This is a genomic window from Nocardioides aquiterrae (assembly GCF_039526625.1).
Taxonomy (GTDB): Bacteria; Actinomycetota; Actinomycetes; order Propionibacteriales; family Nocardioidaceae; genus Nocardioides; species Nocardioides aquiterrae.
Window position 1 is genome coordinate 49,432 of record NZ_BAAAJE010000007.1, and the last position, 21,276, is coordinate 70,707.

General features: G+C 72.7%; 22 protein-coding genes and 1 riboswitch. Of the genes, 17 read left to right on the plus strand and 5 right to left on the minus strand.

Going from position 1 to position 21,276, the window contains the following annotated elements; all coding sequences use genetic code 11:
- Nucleotides 1-4 precede the first annotated feature (4 nt).
- Both ABD086_RS10350 and ABD086_RS10355 read right to left on the minus strand, forming a co-directional pair.
- Nucleotides 5-1,249: a DUF1501 domain-containing protein gene (locus ABD086_RS10350; protein WP_343907441.1), complete on the minus strand. Its 1,245-nt coding sequence runs from the start codon at nt 1,247-1,249 to the stop codon at nt 5-7.
- Nucleotides 1,250-1,257: 8 nt separating this feature from the next.
- On the minus strand, nt 1,258-2,727 hold the full coding sequence (locus ABD086_RS10355; protein WP_343907442.1) for a DUF1800 domain-containing protein: 1,470 nt from the start codon (nt 2,725-2,727) through the stop codon (nt 1,258-1,260).
- Nucleotides 2,728-2,911: 184 nt separating this feature from the next.
- Between ABD086_RS10355 and ABD086_RS10360 the strand changes: the two genes are divergently transcribed.
- The 13 genes from ABD086_RS10360 to ABD086_RS10420 all read left to right on the plus strand — a co-directional run bounded on the left by ABD086_RS10360 (nt 2,912) and on the right by ABD086_RS10420 (nt 15,522).
- Nucleotides 2,912-4,273, plus strand: a complete 1,362-nt coding sequence (locus tag ABD086_RS10360; RefSeq protein ID WP_343907443.1) for a hemolysin family protein — start codon at nt 2,912-2,914, stop codon at nt 4,271-4,273.
- Nucleotides 4,270-5,316, plus strand: a complete 1,047-nt coding sequence (locus ABD086_RS10365; protein ID WP_343907444.1) for a hemolysin family protein — start codon at nt 4,270-4,272, stop codon at nt 5,314-5,316. Before ABD086_RS10360 ends, ABD086_RS10365 begins: the two co-directional genes overlap by 4 nt.
- A gap of 57 nt (nt 5,317-5,373) precedes the next feature.
- Nucleotides 5,374-5,982, plus strand: coding sequence for a cardiolipin synthase ClsA (gene clsA / locus ABD086_RS10370; RefSeq protein ID WP_343907445.1), 609 nt, complete (start codon nt 5,374-5,376; stop codon nt 5,980-5,982).
- Nucleotides 5,975-6,832, plus strand: a complete 858-nt coding sequence (locus tag ABD086_RS10375; RefSeq protein WP_343907446.1) for a DUF881 domain-containing protein — start codon at nt 5,975-5,977, stop codon at nt 6,830-6,832. Before clsA ends, ABD086_RS10375 begins: the two co-directional genes overlap by 8 nt.
- Nucleotides 6,829-7,161: a small basic family protein gene (locus ABD086_RS10380; protein WP_343907447.1), complete on the plus strand. Its 333-nt coding sequence runs from the start codon at nt 6,829-6,831 to the stop codon at nt 7,159-7,161. Before ABD086_RS10375 ends, ABD086_RS10380 begins: the two co-directional genes overlap by 4 nt.
- A complete protein-coding gene (locus tag ABD086_RS10385) occupies nt 7,154-7,900 on the plus strand; it encodes a DUF881 domain-containing protein (protein ID WP_343907448.1) in 747 nt (248 codons plus the stop codon). The genes ABD086_RS10380 and ABD086_RS10385 overlap by 8 nt, the downstream gene beginning before the upstream one ends.
- A gap of 58 nt (nt 7,901-7,958) precedes the next feature.
- Nucleotides 7,959-8,345, plus strand: coding sequence for a glycine cleavage system protein GcvH (gene gcvH, locus ABD086_RS10390; protein WP_343907573.1), 387 nt, complete (start codon nt 7,959-7,961; stop codon nt 8,343-8,345).
- A gap of 92 nt (nt 8,346-8,437) precedes the next feature.
- The gene (locus ABD086_RS10395; RefSeq protein ID WP_343907449.1) at nt 8,438-8,962 is read left to right on the plus strand and encodes a zinc-ribbon and FHA domain-containing protein; all 525 of its coding nucleotides are present in this window, start codon (nt 8,438-8,440) and stop codon (nt 8,960-8,962) included.
- A complete protein-coding gene (ftsR, locus tag ABD086_RS10400) occupies nt 8,959-9,696 on the plus strand; it encodes a transcriptional regulator FtsR (RefSeq protein ID WP_343907450.1) in 738 nt (245 codons plus the stop codon). The genes ABD086_RS10395 and ftsR overlap by 4 nt, the downstream gene beginning before the upstream one ends.
- A 134-nt stretch (nt 9,697-9,830) precedes the next feature.
- Complete coding sequence (locus ABD086_RS10405) at nt 9,831-10,304, plus strand: bifunctional nuclease family protein (RefSeq protein ID WP_343907451.1); 474 nt, start codon at nt 9,831-9,833, stop codon at nt 10,302-10,304.
- 149 nt (nt 10,305-10,453) lie between these two features.
- Nucleotides 10,454-11,050 carry a MerR family transcriptional regulator gene (locus ABD086_RS10410; protein ID WP_343907452.1) on the plus strand — a complete coding sequence of 199 codons (597 nt, stop codon included), beginning with the start codon at nt 10,454-10,456 and terminating at the stop codon, nt 11,048-11,050.
- 68 nt (nt 11,051-11,118) lie between these two features.
- Nucleotides 11,119-11,208: riboswitch (glycine riboswitch) on the plus strand.
- Nucleotides 11,209-11,302: 94 nt separating this feature from the next.
- Nucleotides 11,303-14,188, plus strand: coding sequence for an aminomethyl-transferring glycine dehydrogenase (gcvP, locus tag ABD086_RS10415; RefSeq protein ID WP_343907453.1), 2,886 nt, complete (start codon nt 11,303-11,305; stop codon nt 14,186-14,188).
- Nucleotides 14,185-15,522 carry a serine hydrolase domain-containing protein gene (locus tag ABD086_RS10420; RefSeq protein WP_343907454.1) on the plus strand — a complete coding sequence of 446 codons (1,338 nt, stop codon included), beginning with the start codon at nt 14,185-14,187 and terminating at the stop codon, nt 15,520-15,522. Before gcvP ends, ABD086_RS10420 begins: the two co-directional genes overlap by 4 nt.
- Here ABD086_RS10420 and ABD086_RS10425 read toward each other — a convergent pair whose 3' ends face one another.
- Complete coding sequence (locus tag ABD086_RS10425) at nt 15,523-15,801, minus strand: hypothetical protein (protein WP_343907455.1); 279 nt, start codon at nt 15,799-15,801, stop codon at nt 15,523-15,525. It lies immediately after the preceding gene.
- Between the two features lie 132 nt (nt 15,802-15,933).
- Here ABD086_RS10425 and ABD086_RS10430 point away from each other — a divergent pair, with 132 nt between their 5' ends.
- Nucleotides 15,934-16,287, plus strand: a complete 354-nt coding sequence (locus ABD086_RS10430) for a hypothetical protein (protein WP_343907456.1) — start codon at nt 15,934-15,936, stop codon at nt 16,285-16,287.
- The gene (locus ABD086_RS10435; RefSeq protein WP_343907457.1) at nt 16,284-17,060 is read left to right on the plus strand and encodes a CHAD domain-containing protein; all 777 of its coding nucleotides are present in this window, start codon (nt 16,284-16,286) and stop codon (nt 17,058-17,060) included. The genes ABD086_RS10430 and ABD086_RS10435 overlap by 4 nt, the downstream gene beginning before the upstream one ends.
- Here ABD086_RS10435 and ABD086_RS10440 read toward each other — a convergent pair.
- Both ABD086_RS10440 and ABD086_RS10445 read right to left on the minus strand, forming a co-directional pair.
- On the minus strand, nt 17,029-18,414 hold the full coding sequence (locus ABD086_RS10440) for a metallopeptidase TldD-related protein (protein ID WP_343907458.1): 1,386 nt from the start codon (nt 18,412-18,414) through the stop codon (nt 17,029-17,031). The genes ABD086_RS10435 and ABD086_RS10440 overlap by 32 nt on opposite strands.
- A complete protein-coding gene (locus tag ABD086_RS10445) occupies nt 18,414-19,934 on the minus strand; it encodes a TldD/PmbA family protein (protein WP_343907459.1) in 1,521 nt (506 codons plus the stop codon). The genes ABD086_RS10440 and ABD086_RS10445 overlap by 1 nt, the downstream gene beginning before the upstream one ends.
- A gap of 126 nt (nt 19,935-20,060) precedes the next feature.
- On the opposite strand from ABD086_RS10445, the gene ABD086_RS10450 reads away from it, so the two are divergent.
- Both ABD086_RS10450 and ABD086_RS10455 read left to right on the plus strand, forming a co-directional pair.
- The gene (locus tag ABD086_RS10450; protein ID WP_343907460.1) at nt 20,061-20,537 is read left to right on the plus strand and encodes a CoA-binding protein; all 477 of its coding nucleotides are present in this window, start codon (nt 20,061-20,063) and stop codon (nt 20,535-20,537) included.
- Between the two features lie 31 nt (nt 20,538-20,568).
- Complete coding sequence (locus ABD086_RS10455; protein WP_343907461.1) at nt 20,569-21,264, plus strand: sulfotransferase; 696 nt, start codon at nt 20,569-20,571, stop codon at nt 21,262-21,264.
- Nucleotides 21,265-21,276: the final 12 nt, after the last annotated feature.

Below are 21,276 nucleotides of genomic sequence, written 5' to 3' on the forward strand. Positions count from 1 at the left end.
TCGGTCAGACGCCGCGCATGACCCCGACGGTCTCCGGGGAGAACCCGGGGAAGACCTTCGCCGTCGAGGCGCCGAACCGGGTCCGCACGACCTCGGAGAGCACGCTGCGGTAGTCGGTGGTCACCATGACGTCGGAGTCCAGGTCGTTGGTCAGGCCCTGCCAGCGCCCGAAGTAGCCGCCCTTGACGCCCGCGCCGGCCACGAGCATCACGTTGCCGTAGCCGTGGTCCAGCCCCTGGCTGGCGTTCTCGACGGTACGGCGGCCGAACTCGCTGATCGTCACGAGCGTGACCTTCGGGCCCTGGTCGCCGAGGTCGTCGAAGAACGCCGCGATCGAGCGGGCCAGGTCGCGCGCGTTGCGGTTCATCCAGCCCCCGTCGGTGGTGCCGAGGTCGGAGTGCATGTCCCAGTCGCCCTGGTCGACGGTGATCACCTCGACGCCGACGTCGCCGCGGATCACCCGAGCCACCTCGGACAGCGCGCGGCCGAGGTCGGTGTCGGGGTAGCGGTCGCGGTGGTCGTCGGTCGCCTGCACCGGCGCGAAGTCGTCGAGCGCGCCGAACATCGAGCGCATCGCGGTGCCGAGCGTGCTCCGGTCGTCGTCCCACAGCGTGTGCAGCGAGGCCCGCCGGCCCCGGGTGGTGTCCCACTTGTCGTCGCCCGGGATCTGCACGTCGTCGACGCTGCCGGCCGACATCACGGGCTGGGAGCCGAACAGCGACGTCGGGAGGACGCCGCCGGCGGCGTTGAAGCCCTGCAGCGGCGACGACGAGGCGTCGGTGCCGATCAACCGGTTGAGCCAGCCGCTGCGGACGTCGGACCCGGGGTCGGCGTCCTCGACCTCCTCCATCGCCGAGAAGTGCGACCGGTTCGGCGCGGGCAGGCCGGTGGCGTGCACGGCGGCGAGCTGGTTGCCCTCCCAGAGCGGCACGAGCGGCGCGAGCTCGGGGTGGAGGCCGAACATGCCGTCCTTGACCAGCAGCCGGTCCGACGGGATCGCGATGTTCGGCCGGGCGTCGTAGTACACGGGGTCGCCGTGCGGGACGACGAGCGAGAGCCCGTCGGCCGCACCGCGCAGCGACAGCACGACCAGCACCGACGGGGCCGGCGCCAACGCGGCCGCCGAGGTGGTGATCGCGGCCGAGCCCACGATGGTCGTGGCGCCGACCAGTGCGACCGTGCCGCCCAGGAAGGAGCGGCGGGACAGGCGGGCGAACTCGTCGCAGCACGGGGAGGTGGGAGCAGTCATCGCGGCACTCATCGGGTCAGGAAGTCGGGGGAGTCGAGGAAGGTGGTCAGCAGCCGGTACCAGTTCCAGCGCACCAGCCCGTGGTCGCGGGTGATCCGCTCGCGCGGCGAGACGTCGACCGCCTCGCAGCACGCCTGCAGCAGCTGCGCGGTCGACCGGCGGTGCAGGATTCGCTGCGAGAGGTGGTCGACCAGCAGGTCGAAGCGGATCGGGTAGCGGGGCACCCACCACGCGGGCGTGTGGTACGTCGCGCCCTTGCTCGGCCACCAGGTGCCGGCCAGGTTCACGTGGATCGCCATCGACGCGAGCATCCGCGACGGGGACGCCCAGGCGTCGTTGCCGATCGGCTGCCCGTCGGGCCGCGGCCAGTCGAACGGCTTGGTGCCGATCGCGTCGGCCTGCCAGAGGATCTGGTTCGCGGCGTACCCCTCACCCGGGCCGGTGGCCGGGGGCCGTTCGAAGCGCACGTCGAGGGCCCGGTACGTCGCCACGACGTCCTCGCCCGGGTCGCGGACCTTGGCGCCGACCGACGCCGCGAACTCCGCGGACCGCACCAGCGCCCGCAGCACCGCCCGGATCTCGGTGTCGTTGTCGAGGTAGACCTGCGCCAGCTCCTCGACCAGCGCGTCCGAGGGGTCGTCGCGCACGAACTTCACCGCGAGCTTGCGGGCCACGCGCCGCGCCGTCGCGGGGTGGTGGGCCAGGTAGGTGAGGTACTCCTGGGTCACGGGCTTGCCGTCGGCGTCGGCGTTCGGGTGCGTGAACCCGATGACGGTGACGGGCCCCTTCCAGTGCCACCGGGGGCGGTAGACCGGGTCGAAGGTGTTCCACATGTCGGCGCTCCAGCCGGTGAGGATGCGCGCCGAGGCCTTGACGTCGTCCTCGCCGTACTCGCCGCGGCCGACGGTGTGCAGCTCGAGCAGCTCGCGGCCGAGGTTCTCGTTGGGGTGCTGGGCGCTGGAGCTGACGTTGTCGAGGCTGATCAGCATCGCCGGGTGGGTGATCACCGCGTGCAGGAGGTCGTCGAACCGGCCGAGCGCCCCGGCCCGGATCGTGTCGCCGTACTGGGTGCGCCAGAACCACGCCGAGTCGTTGTAGACGGGGACGTTGAAGTGGTTCTCCCACAGCTCGGTCACGGCCTCGAGCACCTGCCGCTTGGAGTGGATGCGGCGGAGCAGCACCCAGCGCTGGTAGTCCGCCATCACCTCCCAGCCGCCCTCGATCTCGTTGCGCTGGCGCTGCCAGATCTCGGTGTGGCTGCGGGACAGCCCCGACCACCACGAGCGCAGCTCGTCGGTGCGGCCGTCCGCGATCGCCGCCGGGTCCAGCTGCTCCTCGAACCAGGCCAGCGGCCCGCCTGCGGCCCGGACCTGGCGGGCGAGCGCCGGGGTCACGCCGTACGAGAAGCGGCCGACGAGGTGGCGCGCCGCCGGGGACAGCAGCCGCTGCCCTCGGTAGTGCGCTGGTGTGTAGGTCATCCCGAGCTCCCGACCCTCCGCGGTTCCGGCACGAGCGTAGTGCTCACCGACGCTGGCCGTGGGCGGTTCGCCCGGTAGAGTGTCGGCTCGTTCGCCCCCGACCTTGAGGACACGATTCCCCGCCCATGGACGGCTCCCAAAGTCCCCGGCTCTCCCCGCATGACCGACGTGGAGGAGAGCCCCGATGACTTCCTGGCTGCTGCTGGTGGCAGCGCTTCTCCTGATCGCCGCGTGCGGCGTCTTCGTCGCGGCGGAGTTCTCCTTCGTCACCGTCGACCGCAGCCAGGTCGAGCGCGCCGCGGCCAGCGGTGACGGCAGCGCCCGCGGCGTGCAGCAGGCGCTCCGCTCCCTCTCGACCCAGCTCTCGGGCGCCCAGGTCGGGATCACGATCACCAACCTCGCGATCGGCTACCTGGCCGAGCCGGCGATCTCCGAGCTGATCGACGGGCCGCTGGCGAGCCTCGGCGTGCCCGAGGACGCCGTGAAGCCGGTCGCGGTCGGCGTCGGCCTGACGCTCGGCACCGTGCTCACGATGATCTTCGGCGAGCTGGTGCCGAAGAACCTCGCGTTGGCCAAGCCGATGCAGGTGGCCCGGGCGACGCAGCGGTTCCAGCGGGCCTTCACCGCCGCGATGCGCGGCCCGATCCGGGTGCTGAACGGCTCGGCGAACGCGTTCGTCCGGCGCCTCGGCGTCGAGCCGCAGGAGGAGCTGCGGTCGGCCCGCAGCTCGACCGAGCTCGCGTCGCTGATCCAGCGGTCGGCCGACCTCGGCACCCTGGACGTCGAGACCGCGGAGCTGATGGAGCGCTCGGTGGAGTTCGGCACCCGCACCGCCGGCGAGATCATGACGCCGCGGGTGCGCACCGTGAGCCTGGACGCCAACGACCGCGCCGGGGCGGTCATCGAGCTCACCCGGGAGACCGGCCACTCGCGGTTCCCCGTGCTCGACGCGGACGAGAACGTCGTCGGCACCGTGCACGTCAAGAACGCCGTCGCGCTGCCGGTCGCCGAGCGCGCGACCACCAAGGTCAAGCACCTGGTGGCCAAGCCGATCGTCGTCCCCGACTCGCTGCGGCTCGATCCGCTGCTGGCGCAGCTGCGCGACGAGAGCTTCCAGCTGGCGGTGGTCATGGACGAGTACGGCGGGTTCGCCGGCATCGTCACGCTCGAGGACGTCGTCGAGGAGATCGTCGGCGACATCTCCGACGAGCACGACCGGCTCAGCGCGAGCGCCCGCCAGCACCGCGACGGCACCTGGTCGCTCTCGGGCCTGCTGCGCCCCGACGAGGTCGAGGACGTGACCGGGGTCGAGCTGCCCGACCACGAGGACTACGACACGATCGCCGGCCTGGTCATGCAGGTCCTCGGCCGGGTTCCCGAGGTCGGCGACCTGGCCGAGGTGCCGGTGCCGGACCGGTCCGACCCCGACGAGCCGACCGAGCGGCTCGCGGTGCTGACCGTCGAGCGGATGGACGGGCTGCGCATCGACCGGGTCCGCCTCCGGGTCCTGGACACCGCGGCCGACGAGGACGGTGACCGACGATGAGCAGCGGCACCGCGGTCGTCGTCGCCGTCCTCCTCCTGCTCGGCAACGCGTTCTTCGTGGGCGCCGAGTTCGCCCTGGTGTCGGCCCGCCGCACCCAGCTGGAGCCGCGGGCGGAGGCCGGGTCGCGGATGGCGCGGACCACGATCAAGGCGATGGAGAACATCTCGCTGGTGATCGGCGTGAACCAGCTCGGCATCACCGTGTGCTCGCTGGTGCTCGGTGCGGTCGGCGAGCCGGCCGTGGCCCACCTGCTCGAGCCGGTGCTGCACGCCGTGCACGTCCCGGAGAACCTGCTGCACCCGATCTCGTTCGTGGTGGCGCTCGCGATCGTGGTCTACCTGCACGTGGTGATGGGGGAGATGATCCCGAAGAACCTGGCGCTCGCGGCGCCGGACCGGGCCGCGCTGGTGCTCGGTCCGCCGATCTGGGGCATCGTCACGGTGCTCCGGCCGATCGTCGTGGTGATCAACTGGATCGCGGGCGGCGTGCTGCGCCTCCTCGGTGCGCGGCTGACCGACGAGGTGAGCTCCACCTACACCCGCGAGGAGGTCGCGGCCCTGGTCGAGGAGTCGCGCGGGGAGGGCCTGCTGGCGGCCGACGAGTACGACCGGCTCGCCGGTGCGCTCGGCTTCACCGAGAAGACCGTGTCGGCCGTGCTGATGCCGCCGGACTCGCTGACGACCGTCACCCGGGGCACCACGCCGGCCGAGGTCGAGGCGCTGTGCGCGGCGACCGGCTACAGCCGGTTCCCGGTCCGCGACGGCGGCGAGGTGCTCGGCTACCTGCACATCAAGGACGCGCTCGAGACCGACGACGTACGCCGCGAGCGGCCGATCGACGACAAGTGGATCCGGCCCTTCGCGCCGGTGGCCGCGGACGACCTGCTGCACGACGCGCTGGAGACCCTGCAGCGGCGCGGGGCGCACATGGCGCGGGTCGTCGACGAGACGGGCCGCACGCTGGGGCTCGCCACCCTCGAGGACGTGATCGAGGAGCTGGTCGGCGAGATCCGCGACGCGGCACACCACGAGGACGCCCCCTGACGCGTTCGCCGTTATGGTGGCGTCGGCAGACGACCGGGGAGAGCAGACAGGCGAGCAGTGGCCGATGACTCGACGCGCCAGCAGGTGTGGCGCGTGTGGACGGTACCCAACCTGCTCAGCCTGCTCCGGCTGGCGGGGGTGCCGGTCTTCCTGTGGCTGGTGCTCGGCCCGGAGGCGGACGGCTGGGCGCTGGCGCTGCTGGCCGTCATGGGCGTCACCGACTTCCTCGACGGCTATCTCGCGCGGCGGTGGGGCCAGACCTCCGCGCTCGGCCAGATCCTGGACCCGGTGGCCGACCGGCTCTACATCCTCGCGGTCGTCGTCGGGCTCGCGCTGCGGGAGGTGATCCCGTGGTGGGTCGCGCTGTCGCTGCCGCTGCGCGACCTGCTGCTGTGGGGCCTGGTGCCGCTGCTCCGCACCCGCGGCTACAGCGCGCTGCCGGTCCACTTCCTCGGCAAGGCGGCGACCTTCAACCTGCTCTACGCGTTCCCGCTGCTGCTGCTCGGCGACGGCGACGGCACGGTCGCGACGCTGGCCAACGTGTTCGGATGGGCGTTCGCGATCTGGGGCATCGGGCTCTACTGGTGGGCCGGCGTCCTCTACGCCTGGCAGGTCCGCACGCTGCTCAGGACCACCGAACGGCGGACGGCGGGCACCGATGCCTGACGTCGAGGCCCCGCCGAACGACCGGGTGAACACCCCGCTGCTGACGCTGATCACCCAGCAGTCGCTGGACGAGGACTACCTGCACGTCGCGGAGCGGCGGGCGGCCGAGCCCGGCGCGAAGCCGCGCCCGCACCGGCTGGGGGTGGTGGTCGTCGCGGCGTTCGGGGTGCTCGTCACGGTCGCGGCGCTCCAGACCCAGCAGGGCGCGGACGTGCGCAGTGCGAGCCGCACCTCGCTGATCGAGCAGATCAACCAGGGCCGGGACAACCTCGCCGAGCTGCAGCGCCGGATCGTGCGGCAGCGTGAGCTCAACGTCGGACTGCAGTCCCAGCTGGACGCCGTCACCTCGCAGCAGCTGGCAGCGGAGAGCCGGGTGCAACGGCTCGCCACGTCGACCGGGTTCGAGGCGGTCACCGGGCCGGGCGTGAAGATCACCGTCGACGACAACCCGGACGGCACCCTGGTCCGCGACCGCGACCTGCGGCCGGCGGTGAACGGGCTCTGGGAGGCCGGCGCCGAGGCCATCGCGGTCAACGGCAACCGGCTCACCGCGCGCTCGGCGATCCGCAACTCCGGCATCGCGATCCGCGTCAACAACAGGTCCCTGTCCCCGCCGTACGTCATCACGGCCATCGGCAACAAGAACACCCTCCAGGCGGATCTCATGCAGACGACGAGCGGGCTGTGGTTCCGCAGCCTCGTCGAGCAGCTGGGGTTCCCGTGGAGCATGGACAATGTCGACCAGCTCACCCTGCAGGCCGCGCCGGCGCGCGTGGCCCGGCTGCGGTCGGCGGAGCAGGGAACCGCCGCGCAGAACCAGAACGAACACCGTAAGGAGGCGCCGGAGTGATCGCCGCGCTCGGACTGCTGGTCGGGGTCGTGCTGGGCGTCGTGTTCCAGCCGGACGTCCCCCTCGGCCTGGAGCCCTACCTGCCCATCGCCGTCGTCGCCGCCCTCGACGCGGTCTTCGGCGGGCTCCGCGCCTACCTGGACGGCATCTTCGACGACAAGGTCTTCGTGGTGTCGTTCGTGAGCAACGTCGTGATCGCCGCCGCGATCGTCTACCTCGGCGACCAGCTCGGCGTCGGCGGGCAGCTGTCGACCGGCGTCATCGTCGTCCTCGGCATCCGGATCTTCTCCAACGTCGCCGCCATCCGGAGGCACCTGTTCCATGCCTGACCACGTCCCCGAGAACCCGACCGGCCGCGACCGCCTCCGCGGCGCCCTGCTGCGCCCGACCCGCGGCCAGGTCGTCGTCGCGGTGCTGCTGGCGCTGCTCGGGTACGCCGCCGTCACCCAGGTGCGGTTCACCCAGGTCGACAACACCTACGCGGGCCTGCGCGAGCAGGACCTCATCGACGTGCTGACCGGTCTGGCCGGGACCACCCAGCGAGCGGAGTCGGAGATCGCCCGGCTGCAGCGCACCCGCGACGACCTGCAGTCGAGCACCGGCTCGCGCGAGGCGGCGCTGGCCCAGGCGCAGCAGCAGGCCGACAACCTGGCGATCCTGGCCGGGGTGGTCCCGGTCACCGGTCCGGGCATCCGGGTGACGGTCACCGAGGACACCGGGCAGGTGAGCGTCCAGAGCATGGTCGACACCATCCAGGAGCTGCGCACCGCCGGCGCCGAGGCGATCCAGGTCAACGGCCAGGTCCGGGTGGTCGCCGACACCGCGGTCGAGGACGCGGCGGGCGGGCTGCTCGTGGACGGCGAGCTGGTCACCTCGCCGTACGTCATCGACGCGATCGGCGACCCGCACACCCTGGCCGACTCCGGAATCGACTTCCCCGACGGCCCGCGGGACCTGTTCGCGGACGACGGCGCGTCGGTGACGGTCGACGAGCTGCAGTCGCTCGACATCGAGAGCGTCGCCAAGCCGGGGAAGCCGGGGTACGCGAGTCCCGCGCCGGGGCAGTAGCCTCCCGCACGGGGGTTTCGCCCCCATGGACCCCGACCAGCTGTCCCGAGGAGACGCCTTGTACCCCGACGACCTGAAGTACACCAGCGAGCACGAGTGGGTCCGCGAGCCCGGCGAGCAGGAGGGCTCGGTCCGCATCGGGATCACGCACTACGCCCAGGACGCGCTCGGCGACATCGTCTACGTCTCGCTGCCCGAGGTGGGCGAGACCGTCGGCGCCGGCACCACCTGCGGCGAGCTGGAGTCGACCAAGTCGGTCAGCGACGTCTACGCCCCGGTCTCCGGCGAGGTCGTGGCCCGCAACGACGCGCTCGACGCGACCCCCGAGCTGGTCAACAACGACCCGTACGGCGGTGGCTGGCTGTTCGAGGTCGTGCCGTCCGACCGGGCCGAGCTCGACGGCCTGATGGACGCGACGGCGTACGAGTCGTCGCTGGGGTCCTGATCCTGCCTTGATCGGCAGGCCCCGGCTGATAGGTTCGGGGCAACCATCAACCTCAACCCGGCGTTGAGGGTTTCGCCCGGAGGACTGATCCGATGCCGTTCTGCACCGCGTGTGGCAAGCAGAACCCCGACGACGCCCGCTTCTGCTCCCAGTGCGGCACCCGGCTGGTGACGCCGGAGCCGGCCGCTCCGCAGGCGCCGGAGGCGGGGAACGAGTCGACGGCGACGATCTCGATCGGCACCGGCGACAAGGTCGAGACCTCGGACCGGCAGCTCAACGCGGTCGACGCGGCCGCGGTCGACGCGCTCCCGGTCGGCCATGCCCTGCTGGTCGTGCAGCGCGGCCCGGGCTCGGGCAGCCGGTTCCTGCTCGACGCGGACGTTGTGACCGCGGGGCGGCACCCCGACAGCGAGATCTTCCTCGACGACGTGACCGTGTCGCGCCGGCACGCCGAGTTCCACCGCTCGGGCGACACCTTCACGGTGAGCGACGTCGGCAGCCTCAACGGGACCTACGTGAACCGCGACCGGATCGACCGGGTGCAGCTCACCGACGGCGACGAGGTCCAGATCGGCAAGTACCGCCTGGTGTTCTTCTCGGGGCACGCGGGCCGATGAGCGGCGCGGCCTCGGGCGCGGCGTCCTCCCGGGCGAGGATGAACATCGGGGAGGTGCTCGACCAGCTCCGTCCCGACTTCCCGGGCATCACCATCCCCAAGATCCGGTTCCTCGAGGACAAGGGGCTGATCAAGCCCGAGCGCACCCCGGCCGGCTACCGCAAGTTCTCCCACGAGGACGTCGACCGGCTGCGCTACGTGCTGCGGATGCAGCGCGACCACTACCTGCCGCTGCGGGTGATCGGCGAGCACCTCGACGCCATCGACCGCGGCCTCGAGCCGCCGCCGATCGACCCGGTCGTGCCGACCGTGCCGACGGTCGCGCTGGCCGCCGACGGGCTGCCCAGCGCCGAGTCGTTCCGCCGGCGCGACAACCTGCGGCTCTCCCGGCGCGAGCTGGTCAAGATCGCCGACATCTCCGACGAGCTGCTCGGCGAGCTGGAGCAGTTCGGGCTGATCGCCCCGTCCCGCGCCGGCCACTACGACACCGATGCGCTCGTGGTCGCCCAGACCGCCCGTGAGCTCGCCGACTTCGGCCTCGAGCCGCGGCACCTGCGCGCGTTCAAGACCGCCGCCGACCGCGAGGTCGGCCTGGTCGCCCAGGTGGTCGCACCCCAGAAGGCCGGCCGCGACACCGCCGCCAAGGCCCGCGCCGAGGAGACCGTCTCCGAGATCGCGGCCCTCTCCGTCCGGCTGCACGCGACGCTGGTGAAGATCGGGCTCCGGTCCGGCTGAGGGCGTGGCGGAGGTTTCCCCGGTCGACCGGGGAAACCGGAACTTGTCGGCCGAAGTTCCGGCCGACAAGTGCAGGCTTTCGCCGACAAGTCGGGTCCCGGCCGGGTCCCACGGGTCGGGAGTACTGTGGGGACGTGCGCGAAGTCGATGTCATGGGAGTCAGGGTCGAGATGCCCTCGAACCAGCCGATCGTGCTGCTGCGCGAGGTGACGGGGGAGCGCTACCTCCCCATCTGGATCGGGGCCGTCGAGGCGACCGCCATCGCGTTCGCCCAGCAGGGGGTGGTGCCGCCCCGGCCGCTCACGCACGACCTGATGAAGGACGTGCTCGACGCCACCGGCAACGAGCTCACCGAGGTGCGCATCACCGACGTGCGCGACGGGGTCTTCTTCGCGACCCTGGTGTTCGGCTCCGGGGCCGAGGTGAGCGCCCGGCCGTCGGACTCGATCGCGCTGGCGCTGCGCACCGGCTCCCGGATCGTCTGCGCGGAGGAGGTCCTCGACGAGGCCGGCCTCGCCGTTCCCGCCGAGCAGGAGGACGAGGTCGAGAAGTTCCGCGAGTTCCTCGACCAGGTCACGCCGGAGGACTTCGACGCTCCGACCGAGTGAGGTCAACCCTCACTCTCAAGTAGAGGTTGAGGGTTGACGACACGCCGACAGCGTCTTTGACGGTCGCGCGCCGGGGACCTACCTTGAAGTGTCTCCGTTGTAACTACTTCCCCGGTGTTACGCACAACGGATAGCCGTCGGAGGACCGCGTGAACGAGAACGAGCAGCACACCGAGAACGTCGAGGTCGCCGAGGCGACCGCGGCGGCGGAGGAGCAGGGCCTCCTGTTCACCGACGACGTGTCCCCGCTCCCCAGTGACACCGGCTACCGCGGGCCGACCGCGTGCAACGCCGCCGGCATCACCTACCGGCAGCTCGACTACTGGGCCCGCACCGGCCTGATCGAGCCGACCGTCCGCGGCGCCAAGGGCTCGGGCTCGCAGCGGCTGTACTCCTTCCAGGACATCCTGCTGCTCAAGGTCGTCAAGCGGCTGCTCGACGCCGGCATCTCCCTGCAGCAGATCCGCACCGCGGTCCAGCACCTGCGCGAGCGGGGCACCGACGACCTGACCCGCGTCACGCTGATGAGCGACGGCGTCTCGGTGTACGAGTGCACCAGCAACGACGAGATCATCGACCTGCTCCAGGGCGGCCAGGGCGTCTTCGGCATCGCCATCGGGGGCGTCTGGCAGGAGATCGAGGGCACGCTCGCCGAGCTGCCCAGCGAGCGCACCGCCGCCGACGACGAGGCGCCGGTCGCCGGCGACGAGCTCGCCGCGCGCCGCGCCGCGCGCAAGACCGGCTGACCGGTCCCGACACGCTGCGAGACCGAGGCCCGGGTTCTCCCGGGCCTCGGCTACATTTGAGGTGCTGACGATCCCGCGCGGGAGAGTCCCCGTCACGGGGACGCCGAAGGGGCAATTCCTCCCCGGAACCTCTCAGGCACCAGGACCGCACGGAGCAGGCAGCTCTGGAGGCGTGCCCCGTCCGACGAAGGGACGCGCCGACAGAGGGGGAGGCACCCGAACGACGACAGTCGACTCCGAGGAGCCCCCAGCATGGCCGACCATCCCACCCTCACCGAGCTGGACGGCGCGCTGCCGTTCGTCGAACGCCACCTCGGCGTCCGCGACGCCGACGTCGCGACCATGCTCGACCGTCTCGGGTTCGACTCGCTCGACGCGCTCATGGACGCGGCCGTCCCTCCGGGCATCCGCACGTCGACCCCGCTGGACCTGCCGACCGCGCTGAGCGAGGAGGCCGCCGCCCGCGAGCTGCGGCAGCTCGCCGGGCAGAACCGCCCCGGCGAGGCGATGATCGGCCTGGGTTACCACGGCACGATCACCCCGGCGGTCGTCCGCCGCAACGTGCTCGAGGACCCGAGCTGGTACACCGCGTACACGCCGTACCAGCCCGAGATCTCCCAGGGCCGGCTCGAGGCGCTGCTCAACTTCCAGACCGTCGTCGGCGACCTCACCGGCCTGCCCACCGCGAACGCGTCGCTGCTCGACGAGGGCACCGCCGCGGCCGAGGCGATGACGCTGGTGCGCCGGGCCAACAAGAAGGCGTCCGGCCCGTTCGTCGTGGACGCCGACGCGCTCCCGCAGACCATCGACGTGATCCGCACCCGGGCCGCGGCGATGGGGATCGAGGTCGTCGTCGCCGACCTCGCCGACGGGCTCCCGGACACTCTGCTGGACGACGGGGGGCTGTCCGGCGTGCTCGTGCAGTACCCCGGTGCCTCGGGGCGGGTCCTCGACCCGCGCGCGGTGATCGAGCAGGCGCACGAGCGCAACGCGCTCGCCGTGGTCGCCGCCGACCTGCTCGCGCTCACCCTGCTGGAGTCCCCGGGCGAGCTCGGCGCCGACGTTGCGATCGGCTCCAGCCAGCGCTTCGGCGTCCCGCTCTTCTACGGCGGCCCGCACGCGGGCTACATCGCCGTCGGCGCCGGCCTGGAGCGGCACCTGCCCGGTCGCCTGGTCGGCGTCTCCGTCGACGCCGAGGGCCGCCCGGCGTACCGCCTCGCGCTGCAGACCCGCGAGCAGCACATCCGCCGCGACAAGGCGACGTCCAACATCTGCACCGCGCAGGTCCTGCTCGCGGTCGTGGCGTCGATGTACGCCGTCTACCACGGCCCGGACGGGCTGCGCGCGATCGCGACCCGCACGCACCGGTACGCCGCGGTCCTCGCGGCGGCGCTGGCCGAGGCCGGCATCCCGGTCGTGCACGAGGAGTTCTTCGACACGCTGACCGTGCCCGTCCCCGGCCGCGCCGCCGACGTGGTCGCCGCCGCCCGGTCCCTGGGCGTGCAGCTCCGGCTCGTCGACGCCGACCACGTCGGCATCAGCACCTCGGAGACCACGACGCGGTCGACGATCTCCAGCGTGCTCAAGGCCTTCGGCGTCCCGGTGACCGACCTGGACGCGCTCGACGGGGCGACCGGCGACGCGCTGCCGGAGCCGCTGCGGCGCACCACGCCGTACCTCACGCACGAGGTGTTCTCGAGCCACCACAGCGAGACCGCGATGCTGCGCTACCTGCGGCGGCTGTCGGCGCGCGACTACGCGCTGGACCGCGGGATGATCCCGCTCGGCTCGTGCACGATGAAGCTCAACGCCACCACGGAGATGGAGCCGATCTCGCTGCCCGGCTTCGCCGACCTGCACCCGTTCGCGCCGGCCGAGGACGCGGCCGGCTACCGCCAGCTGGTCACCCAGCTCGAGGGCTGGCTGGCCGAGGTCACCGGCTACGACCACGTCTCCATCCAGCCGAACGCCGGGTCGCAGGGCGAGCTCGCGGGCCTGCTGGCGATCCGCGGCTACCACCGCGCGAACGGCCAGGGCGAGCGCGACGTCTGCCTGATCCCGTCGTCCGCGCACGGCACCAACGCCGCGTCCGCGGTGATGGCCGGCATGAAGGTCGTGGTCGTGAAGTCCGACGAGGGCGGCGAGATCGACCTCGACGACCTGCGCGCCCAGTGCGAGGCGCACGCGGACGACCTCGCCGCGATCATGGTGACCTATCCGTCGACGCACGGGGCGTACGAGGACACCATCACCGAGCTGTGCCGGATCGTGCACGAGTACGGCGGTCAGGTGTACGTCGACGGCGCCAACCTCAACGCGCTGCTGGGCTACGCCCGGCCCGGCGAGTTCGGCGGCGACGTCTCGCACCTGAACCTGCACAAGACCTTCTGCATCCCGCACGGCGGCGGCGGCCCGGGCGTCGGCCCGGTCGCGGTGCGCGCGCACCTGGCGCCGTACCTGCCCTCGCACGCGATGCACCCCGAGGCCGAGAAGCGTGCGGGCATCGGCCCGATCAGCGCTGCGCCGTACGGGTCGGCGGGCATCCTGCCGATCTCGTGGGCCTACATCCGGCTGATGGGGGCGGCCGGCCTCACCCGGGCGACCGCGGTCGCGGTGCTGTCGGCGAACTACATCGCCACCCGGCTCGGCGAGCACTACCCGGTGCTCTACCGCGGCCACGGCGGCCTGGTCGCGCACGAGTGCATCCTGGACCTGCGCGGGCTGACCAAGGAGACCGGCGTGACGGTCGACGACGTCGCCAAGCGGCTCATCGACTACGGCTTCCACGCGCCGACGATGTCGTTCCCGGTCGCGGGCACGCTGATGGTCGAGCCGACCGAGTCCGAGGACCTCGCCGAGATCGACCGGTTCGTCGCCGCGATGATCGCGATCAAGGGCGAGATCGACCGCGTGGCCGCGGGGGAGTGGACGCCGGAGGAGTCGCCGCTGCGTGGCGCCCCGCACGCCGCCCGCGCGCTGGCCGGGGAGTGGGACCGCGCGTACCCGCGCGAGCTCGGTGCGTTCCCGGGCGGCATCGACCCGGACAAGTACTGGCCCCCGGTCGCCCGGATCGACCAGGCGTACGGCGACCGGCACCTCGTGTGCGCGTGCCCGCCTCTGGAAGCATTCGCCGAGTGACTGTCTCGGACCACACGTCCCGCCGGCTCCTCGCCCGCCTCGCCCACGCCCAGAGCACCGGGAAGCTGCCGTCGGTGGTCGCCGGGCTGGTGCGCGACGGCGCGCCGGCCTGGTTCGGCTCGTACGGGTCGCCGGCGGTGCCCGGCCACGACCCGCTCGACGTGCAGTACCGGGTCGGGTCGATCACCAAGACCATGACCGCGGTGCTGGTGCTGCAGCTGGTGCGGGACGGGCGGATCGGCCTGGACGACCCGGCGTCGACGGTGCTCGGCGACGTCGGGTACGCCGACCGGACCGTCCGCACCCTGCTCGCGCACTCCTCGGGGATGCAGTCCGAGCCGTCGGGGTCGTGGTGGGAGCGGTCGGCCGGGCTGTCCTTCGGCGAGCTGGTGGCCGCGAACGACGGCAGCGGCGGCGTCTTCGGCGCGGGGGAGCGGTTCCACTACTCCAACCTGGGCTATGCGCTGCTCGGCGAGCTGGCCGCCCGGCTGCTCGGCACCACCTGGTGGGAGGCGGTCCGGCAGCGGGTCCTCGCCCCGCTCGGCATGACGCGCACGTCGTACCTCCCCGAGGGCGCGGCCGCGCAGGGCCGGTCCGTGCACCCGTACGACGGCACGCTGGTCGCGGAGCCCGCGACCGACACCGGGGCGATGGCCCCGGCCGGCCAGGTGTGGGCGACGATCGAGGACCTCGCGAGGTACGCCGTGTTCCTCGGGCAGGGTCACCCCGACGTGCTGTCGGTCGAGGAGCTGGACCGCGCGTACGCACCGCAGGCGGGCAGCCCCGAGGACGGCATGAGGTCGGCGCACGGGCTCGGGTTCCAGCTCTTCGCCGGGGGCTCCGGCTCGCTGGCCGGGCACACCGGCTCGATGCCCGGCTTCCTCGCGACGGTGCTGGTCGACCGCAAGCGGCGCACCGGCGGCGTGGTGCTCACCAACGCGACCACCGGCTACTCGCCGGCGGCGATCGTCATGGAGCTGCTCGCCGAGCTGGAGAGCAGCGAGCCGACGATCGCCGAGCCGTGGCTCCCGTCGTCCGGTGTCCCGGACGCGCTCGCCGGCGTGCCCGGCGTGTGGCACTGGGGCAACACCCCGGTGGTCTTCGCGATGGCGGGCGACGAGCTGGTCGGCTACCGCAACGGTGTCGAGGCCTACCGGTTCCGGGTCGTCGCGGACGGCCGGGTCGTCGGCCGCACCGGCTACCACGCGGGAGAGGAGATGCACGTCGTGCGCCGCGAGGACGGCTCGGTCCGCTACCTCGACGTGGCGACGTTCGTCTACACGCGCACGCCGTACGACCCCGACGCGCCGATCCCGGGCGGCCTGCCGGACTGATCAGACCTCGTCGCCGCCCGGAGGCGCGCCGGTGTCGCGCGCGGCGAGGCGCTCCAGGGCCTGTCGGTAGAAGGCGAGCCGTTGCTCGAGCAGCCGGCCGGTCACGCCGGTCGCGATCGAGTCGTCGCGCGCCCGAGCCAGGGTCGCGTCGATGTCGATGCGACCGTCCTGGCCCCGCACCGGCTCCAGACCGACGACGGTCTCGCCGGGAAGGGCTCCTCCGCCCGCGCGGAGCCTGCGGCCGGACAGCAGGCGAGGAAGGCGAACCAGATGCTTCACCGGGGAACCTCCCGCACGCTCGTCGCGGGTATCGATGATGCCGAATCGGGTGTCACGGATCCAGTGATCCCGGGGTTCCACGGGACTTGTGACCCTGTCCGCCGAGGGCCGCGGAGGGCGATGCTGGGACCGGTGATCCCGATGACGCACGCCGCGCACCACGCCGACTCGCCCGATCCGGTACGCCGGGCCTGGTGGAGCCTGCTGCTGTTCCTGGTGTCCTTCGTGGCGGCGTTCGTGGTCGGCGAGGGGCTCGTGACGCTCTACGGCTACGACTCGACCGACGCCGACGTGCCCGGGTGGGTCCTGCTGGCCGCCGGCCTCCCGGCCTGCCTGGTGTTCGCGGCACCGCTGCTGCTGACCTGGCGGCTCGCGCGCCGCGCCGGGCCGGCGGGACGAGCGCCGCTGCTGGTGGGGGCCGTCGTGGTCGGCGTCTTCCTCGCACAGAACCTGCTGGGTCTCCTCGCGCAGGTGGCGCTGGGATGACGGACGGCTACCTCGCGCGGCAGGTCGCCGCGCTGGACCGGGACGTCGAGGCGGTCCGCCGCCGGGAGCCCGAGGGCGTGCACCGGGCGCGGATCGACTGCCGGCGGCTGCGGGCCGTGGCCCCGCGCGGACCGCTCCGCGACGAGCTGCGCTGGCTCGGCGACCAGCTGAGCGCCGCCCGCGACCGGTACGTCGTCCACCAGCTGCTCGTGCGGATGGTCGTCGAAGAGCCGGCCGGCCTGGTGGACCCGAGCGTCGAGCGCCGGCTCGAGCGGACCTACGGCGGCACGCGGCCGTCGCCCGACGCCCTCGACTCGCCGCGGTTCGCCGCCCTGCGCGCGGAGCTGGCAGCGCTGGACCCGCAGCCACGGGTGACCCGCCGGCGGGTGCGCAATGAGCTGGACCGGGTGGTGCGGCGGCACCGGGCGGTCGCCGAGCGGCCGGGTGACGACCCCGCGATGCACGACCTGCGCAAGGCCGCGAAGCGGCTCCGGTACACCGCCGAGGCGTGGGAGCCGGACGGCGGCAAGGACGCCCGCCGGCTGGCCGCGGCCGCCAAGCGGCTGACCCAGCACCTCGGGGAGCGCCAGGACACCGTGGTCGTCCGGGCGCACCTGCTCCGCCTGGCCGAGGCGGCCGCCGCCGAGGGCGAGCCGGCCTTCACCTACGGGCGGCTGCACGCCCGCGAGCAGGCGCGCGCCGCGGCGCTGGACGAGGCGCTGCCCGCGGTGTGGGAGCGGTTCACTGGGCCTGCGACACGCTCGACATGTTGAAGTCGGGCACCCGCAGCGCGGGCATCGCGGTCCGGCTGAAGTAGTCGTCGCCCCACTCGCGGCTGAACGCCGGCACCGTGGCCGACGCGTGCGTGAACCGGTTCAGGATGTCGATCGGGCTCTCGTTGAACCGGAAGTTGTTCACGGCACCGGTGATCTCGCCGTTCTCGACCAGGTAGACGCCGTCGCGGGTCAGGCCGGTGAGCAGCAGGGTCTGCGGGTCGACCTCGCGGATGTACCAGAGGCAGGTGAGCAGCAGCCCGCGGTCGGTGCCCGCGACCAGGTCCTCGATCGAGCCGGAGCCACCGACGACCTCGAGCACCAGGTTGTCGATGCCGGGGGTCACCGGCTGCGACGTCATCGCGGCCGTGTGCCGGGTCTGGATCAGCGCGGTCAGCTCGCCGTCGCGGATCCAGTCGGTCCGCCCGAGGGGCAGGCCGTTGTCGAACACCGACTCCTCGTTGCTCGAGCTGGACGTGACCACGAACGGCAGGCACTCGAGTCCGGCGTACGCCGGGTCGGAGAGGAGGTCGACCCCCGCCTTCGCGATCGGCTCGCCGAGGCGCGTGCCACCGCCGCGCCGGCTGTAGACCGACTGCCCCTCCCACGCCACCCGGGCGCCCGCGTGCCAGTAGGCGTCGATCATCAGGTCCGCCACCGCCGTCGGCGGCAGGATCGTGTCGTACCGTCCGGCCGGCAGGTCCACGCGCCGTTTTGCCCACGCGAGCCGGCGGGCCAGCTCGTCGTCGATCGCGAGCGGGTCGACATCGGTGAAGTCGCGGGTCGCCGCCCCCACCCAGGCGCTGCGGGTGAGGTCCGCGGTCTTGCCGGTGCAGCCGACGTGGCCGGTCGGCTGCACGTGCCGCAGCCGCAGGCCGGTCGAGGAGCCGAGGTACGTCGTGGCCACCTCGTGGTTGACGAAGCCGTAGAGGACCCGGCCCGCGGCCCGGGCCCGCCCGAACGCCTCGCCCAGCGCGGGGGCGACGGCGTCGTACACGTGGATGTCGGTGGGCACCGCGGGCTCGTCCCAGTCAGGAGAGGTGCGGTCGCGAACCAGCTCGTTGGCGTCCTCGGCCGGATCGGCGGCGCGCGCGGCCGCGTCGGCCGCCTCGACCAGGGCGGCGACGCCGTCCGTCGTGGTCGCGCTGCCGGAGACCGAGGCCGTGGCGGAGCCGACGAACGAGATCACGCTGACGTCGAGGCCGGACATCACGCCGTTCGTGGTGAGCGTGTTGTTCGCCCACCGCAGGTTGGCGCTGGTGCGCTCGCGCACGACCACCATGCAGTCGTCGGCGGTCGAGGTGGCGAGGCCGTGCTCCACGAAGCGCTGGGGCCTCCGGGTCTGGTCGGTCATCAGTGGCCGCCCTCCTCGGTCGTGTTGAGGATGCGGACGTCGCGGAACAGCGAGGTCGGGCAGCCGTGGCTCACCGCGGCGACCTGGCCGGGCTGGGCCTTGCCGCAGTTGAAGGCGCCGCCGAGCAGCCAGGTGTCCGGGCCGCCGACCGCCTCCATCGAGTTCCAGAACTCCGTGGTGGTCGCCTGGTACGCCGCGTCGCGGACCTGGCCGACCAGCTCGCCGTCGCTGATCCGGAAGAACCGCTGCCCGGTGAACTGGAAGTTGAAGCGCTGCATGTCGATCGACCAGGACTTGTCGCCGACCACGTAGAGCCCGCGCTCGACGCGACCGATCAGCTCCGCGGTGGACGGCCCGTCCGGAGCGGGCTGGAGGGAGACGTTCGCCATCCGCTGGATGGGGATGTGGCCGGGGGAGTCGGCGTACGCGCAGCCGTTGGAGCGGCCATCGTTCAGCTCGGGCATCGCGGCGCCCATCACCCGGTCCAGCTGGTAGCCGACGAAGACGCCGTCGCGGACGATGTCCCACTGCTGGGTGGCCACGCCCTCGTCGTCGTACCCGACCGTGGCGAGGCCGTGCTCGACGATGCGGTCGCCGGTGACGTTCATGACCGGTGAGCCGTACTGCAGGGTGCCGAGCAGGTCCGGGGTCGCGAACGAGGTGCCGGCGTAGTTGGCCTCGTAGCCGAGCGCCCGGTCGAGCTCGGTCGCGTGCCCGATCGACTCGTGGATGGTCAGCCAGAGGTTCGACGGGTGGATCACCAGGTCGTACGTGCCGGGTTCCACGCTCGGCGCCTTCAGCTTCTCGGCGAGCAGCTCGGGGACCTGCTCGATCTCGGCGTCCCAGTCCCAGGAGTCCGGGCCGCCGTCGAGGTACTCCCAGCCGCGGCCGGCCGGCGGCGCGATGCTCGCCATCGAGTCGAACGCGTCGGCGCCGGCGCCCATCGCCTCGAACCCGGGGTGCAGCCGGACCCGCTGCTGGGTGGTCCGGGTGCCGGCGAGGTCGGCGTAGTACTTGCACTCGTGGACCTGGAGCAGGTGCGCGGACGCGTGGTCGACCGCCGCGCCGGTGCGCAGCCGCTCGGTCCAGTCGACGAGCAGCGCCGCCTTGTCACGCGTGGGCACCTCGAACGGGTCCTGGCGGTACGACGACACCCAGGTGACGTCGTCGTACACCGGCTCGGGTGCGATCTCGACGGGCGTGGTCGTCATCTCCGCCGCGACGCGGGCCACCGCGACCGCCGTCTCGGCCACCCGGACGGCCTCCTCGGCGGTGAGCACGACCCCGGAGGCGAAGCCCCAGGCGCCGCCGTGGATCACCCGGACCGCGAACCCGAGGTCCTCGCTGTCGCTCGCGCTCTGCAGGACGCCGTCGCGAGCGACGACGTTCTGGTAACGCACCCGCTCGAACCGGAAGTCGGCGTGCGTGGCACCGAGCTCGGCCGCGCGGGACAGGGCGGCGTCGCCGAGGCTGCGGTAGGGGAGCGCGGTGAACGTGGGATCCAGCGCCGGTCCACTCATGCCGCGAACCTACCCGACCGGGCGGGCAGGGCCGGAGGTCCTCGCCGGGCCACCGCCTTGGGCCCTACCCCCCACCGGGGGAACTGCCCAGCGTGGAGGTGCAGGCACGAGATGGGAGGAGCCGTCATGCCCACGATGAAGCAGGCCGCGTCGGAGTTCCTGGCGAACAGGCGGATCGCGGTGACCGGGGTCTCGCGGCACCCGAAGGGCCACGGCAGCAACGTCGTCTACCAGCGGCTGCGGGACCGGGGCTACGAGGTGTTCGCGGTCAACCCCCACGCCGACGAGGTCGAGGGAGACCGGTGCTACCACGACCTCCGGTCGGTGCCGGGCGGCGTCGACGCCGTGGTGATCGGCACCAGCCCGGAGCACGCAGAGGAGACCATGCACGAGTGCGCCGAGGCGGGGATCACGCAGGTCTGGATGCACCGCGGCCCCGGCGCGGGCAGCGTGTCGGCGGCGGCCGCGGCGTACGGGCGCGAGCACGGGATCACCGTGATCGACGGTGGGTGCCCGTGCATGTTCGACCCGACGGCGGACCTCGGGCACAAGGTGATGCGGCCGATGCTCACCCTGGGCCACCACGTTCCCCGGAAGGTGTGACCGGGCTGCCCCTTGACTAGGGTTCCCGGTCATGGGTGCACCCTCCTGGCTCGGCATCGGCGCGCAGCGCAGCGGCACGGCGTGGTTCACCGGCCTGCTCACCCAGCACCCCGAGGTGGACCTGGGCACCAACGGCAAGAAGGAGCAGCAGCTCCTGCACAAGGTGGCCGACGGCCGGGTCCCGGCCTCGACGTACCTCGACCTGTTCCCGGACGACGGAGTACGCCGCGGTGACTTCTCGCCGCAGTACCTGCGCCACCCGTCGGCCGGGGTCGTCGTGCCCCGGCTGGTGCCGGACGCGCCGATCCTGGTGCTGCTGCGCGACCCGGTGGAGCGGTACCGGTCGGCCATGCGGCTCGGCGTGACGCGCGGCCGGTCGCAGCCGTACCCGATCCCGATCAACCTGCAGACCTGGGCCGGCTGCTACGCCGACCAGCTCGACATGTGGGCGTCCTTCGTCGGGCGCGAGCGGCTCGTGGTGATGGTCTACGAGCGGGTGCGCGCGGACCCGCAGGGTGCCGTCGACGCGGTGTGGGCCCGGATGGGGCTGGACCCGGTGCCGCTCGCCGCGGTGGAGGCGCCGTCGCGCTCGAGCTCGGCGGACCAGGCGGAGTGGGACTGGCCCGAGGGCACCCGAGACGGCTTGCGTGTGCTCTACCGGCCGCAGGCCCGTCGGCTCGCACAGGACTGGGGGCTCGACGTCGACGCGTGGGAGTCGCTGCGCTGACATCGGGTACCC

What these genes read in the sequence shown, in the direction of transcription:
- ABD086_RS10350 (WP_343907441.1), bottom strand. Translation starts at nt 1,249, where the DNA reads ATGACTGCTCCCACCTCCCCGTGCTGCGACGAGTTCGCCCGCCTGTCC.
- ABD086_RS10355 (WP_343907442.1), bottom strand. Translation starts at nt 2,727, where the DNA reads ATGACCTACACACCAGCGCACTACCGAGGGCAGCGGCTGCTGTCCCCG.
- ABD086_RS10360 (WP_343907443.1), top strand. Translation starts at nt 2,912, where the DNA reads ATGACTTCCTGGCTGCTGCTGGTGGCAGCGCTTCTCCTGATCGCCGCG.
- ABD086_RS10365 (WP_343907444.1), top strand. Translation starts at nt 4,270, where the DNA reads ATGAGCAGCGGCACCGCGGTCGTCGTCGCCGTCCTCCTCCTGCTCGGC.
- ABD086_RS10375 (WP_343907446.1), top strand. Translation starts at nt 5,975, where the DNA reads ATGCCTGACGTCGAGGCCCCGCCGAACGACCGGGTGAACACCCCGCTG.
- ABD086_RS10385 (WP_343907448.1), top strand. Translation starts at nt 7,154, where the DNA reads ATGCCTGACCACGTCCCCGAGAACCCGACCGGCCGCGACCGCCTCCGC.
- ABD086_RS10395 (WP_343907449.1), top strand. Translation starts at nt 8,438, where the DNA reads ATGCCGTTCTGCACCGCGTGTGGCAAGCAGAACCCCGACGACGCCCGC.
- ftsR (WP_343907450.1), top strand. Translation starts at nt 8,959, where the DNA reads ATGAGCGGCGCGGCCTCGGGCGCGGCGTCCTCCCGGGCGAGGATGAAC.
- gcvP (WP_343907453.1), top strand. Translation starts at nt 11,303, where the DNA reads ATGGCCGACCATCCCACCCTCACCGAGCTGGACGGCGCGCTGCCGTTC.
- ABD086_RS10435 (WP_343907457.1), top strand. Translation starts at nt 16,284, where the DNA reads ATGACGGACGGCTACCTCGCGCGGCAGGTCGCCGCGCTGGACCGGGAC.
- ABD086_RS10440 (WP_343907458.1), bottom strand. Translation starts at nt 18,414, where the DNA reads ATGACCGACCAGACCCGGAGGCCCCAGCGCTTCGTGGAGCACGGCCTC.
- ABD086_RS10445 (WP_343907459.1), bottom strand. Translation starts at nt 19,934, where the DNA reads ATGAGTGGACCGGCGCTGGATCCCACGTTCACCGCGCTCCCCTACCGC.
- ABD086_RS10450 (WP_343907460.1), top strand. Translation starts at nt 20,061, where the DNA reads ATGCCCACGATGAAGCAGGCCGCGTCGGAGTTCCTGGCGAACAGGCGG.
- ABD086_RS10455 (WP_343907461.1), top strand. Translation starts at nt 20,569, where the DNA reads ATGGGTGCACCCTCCTGGCTCGGCATCGGCGCGCAGCGCAGCGGCACG.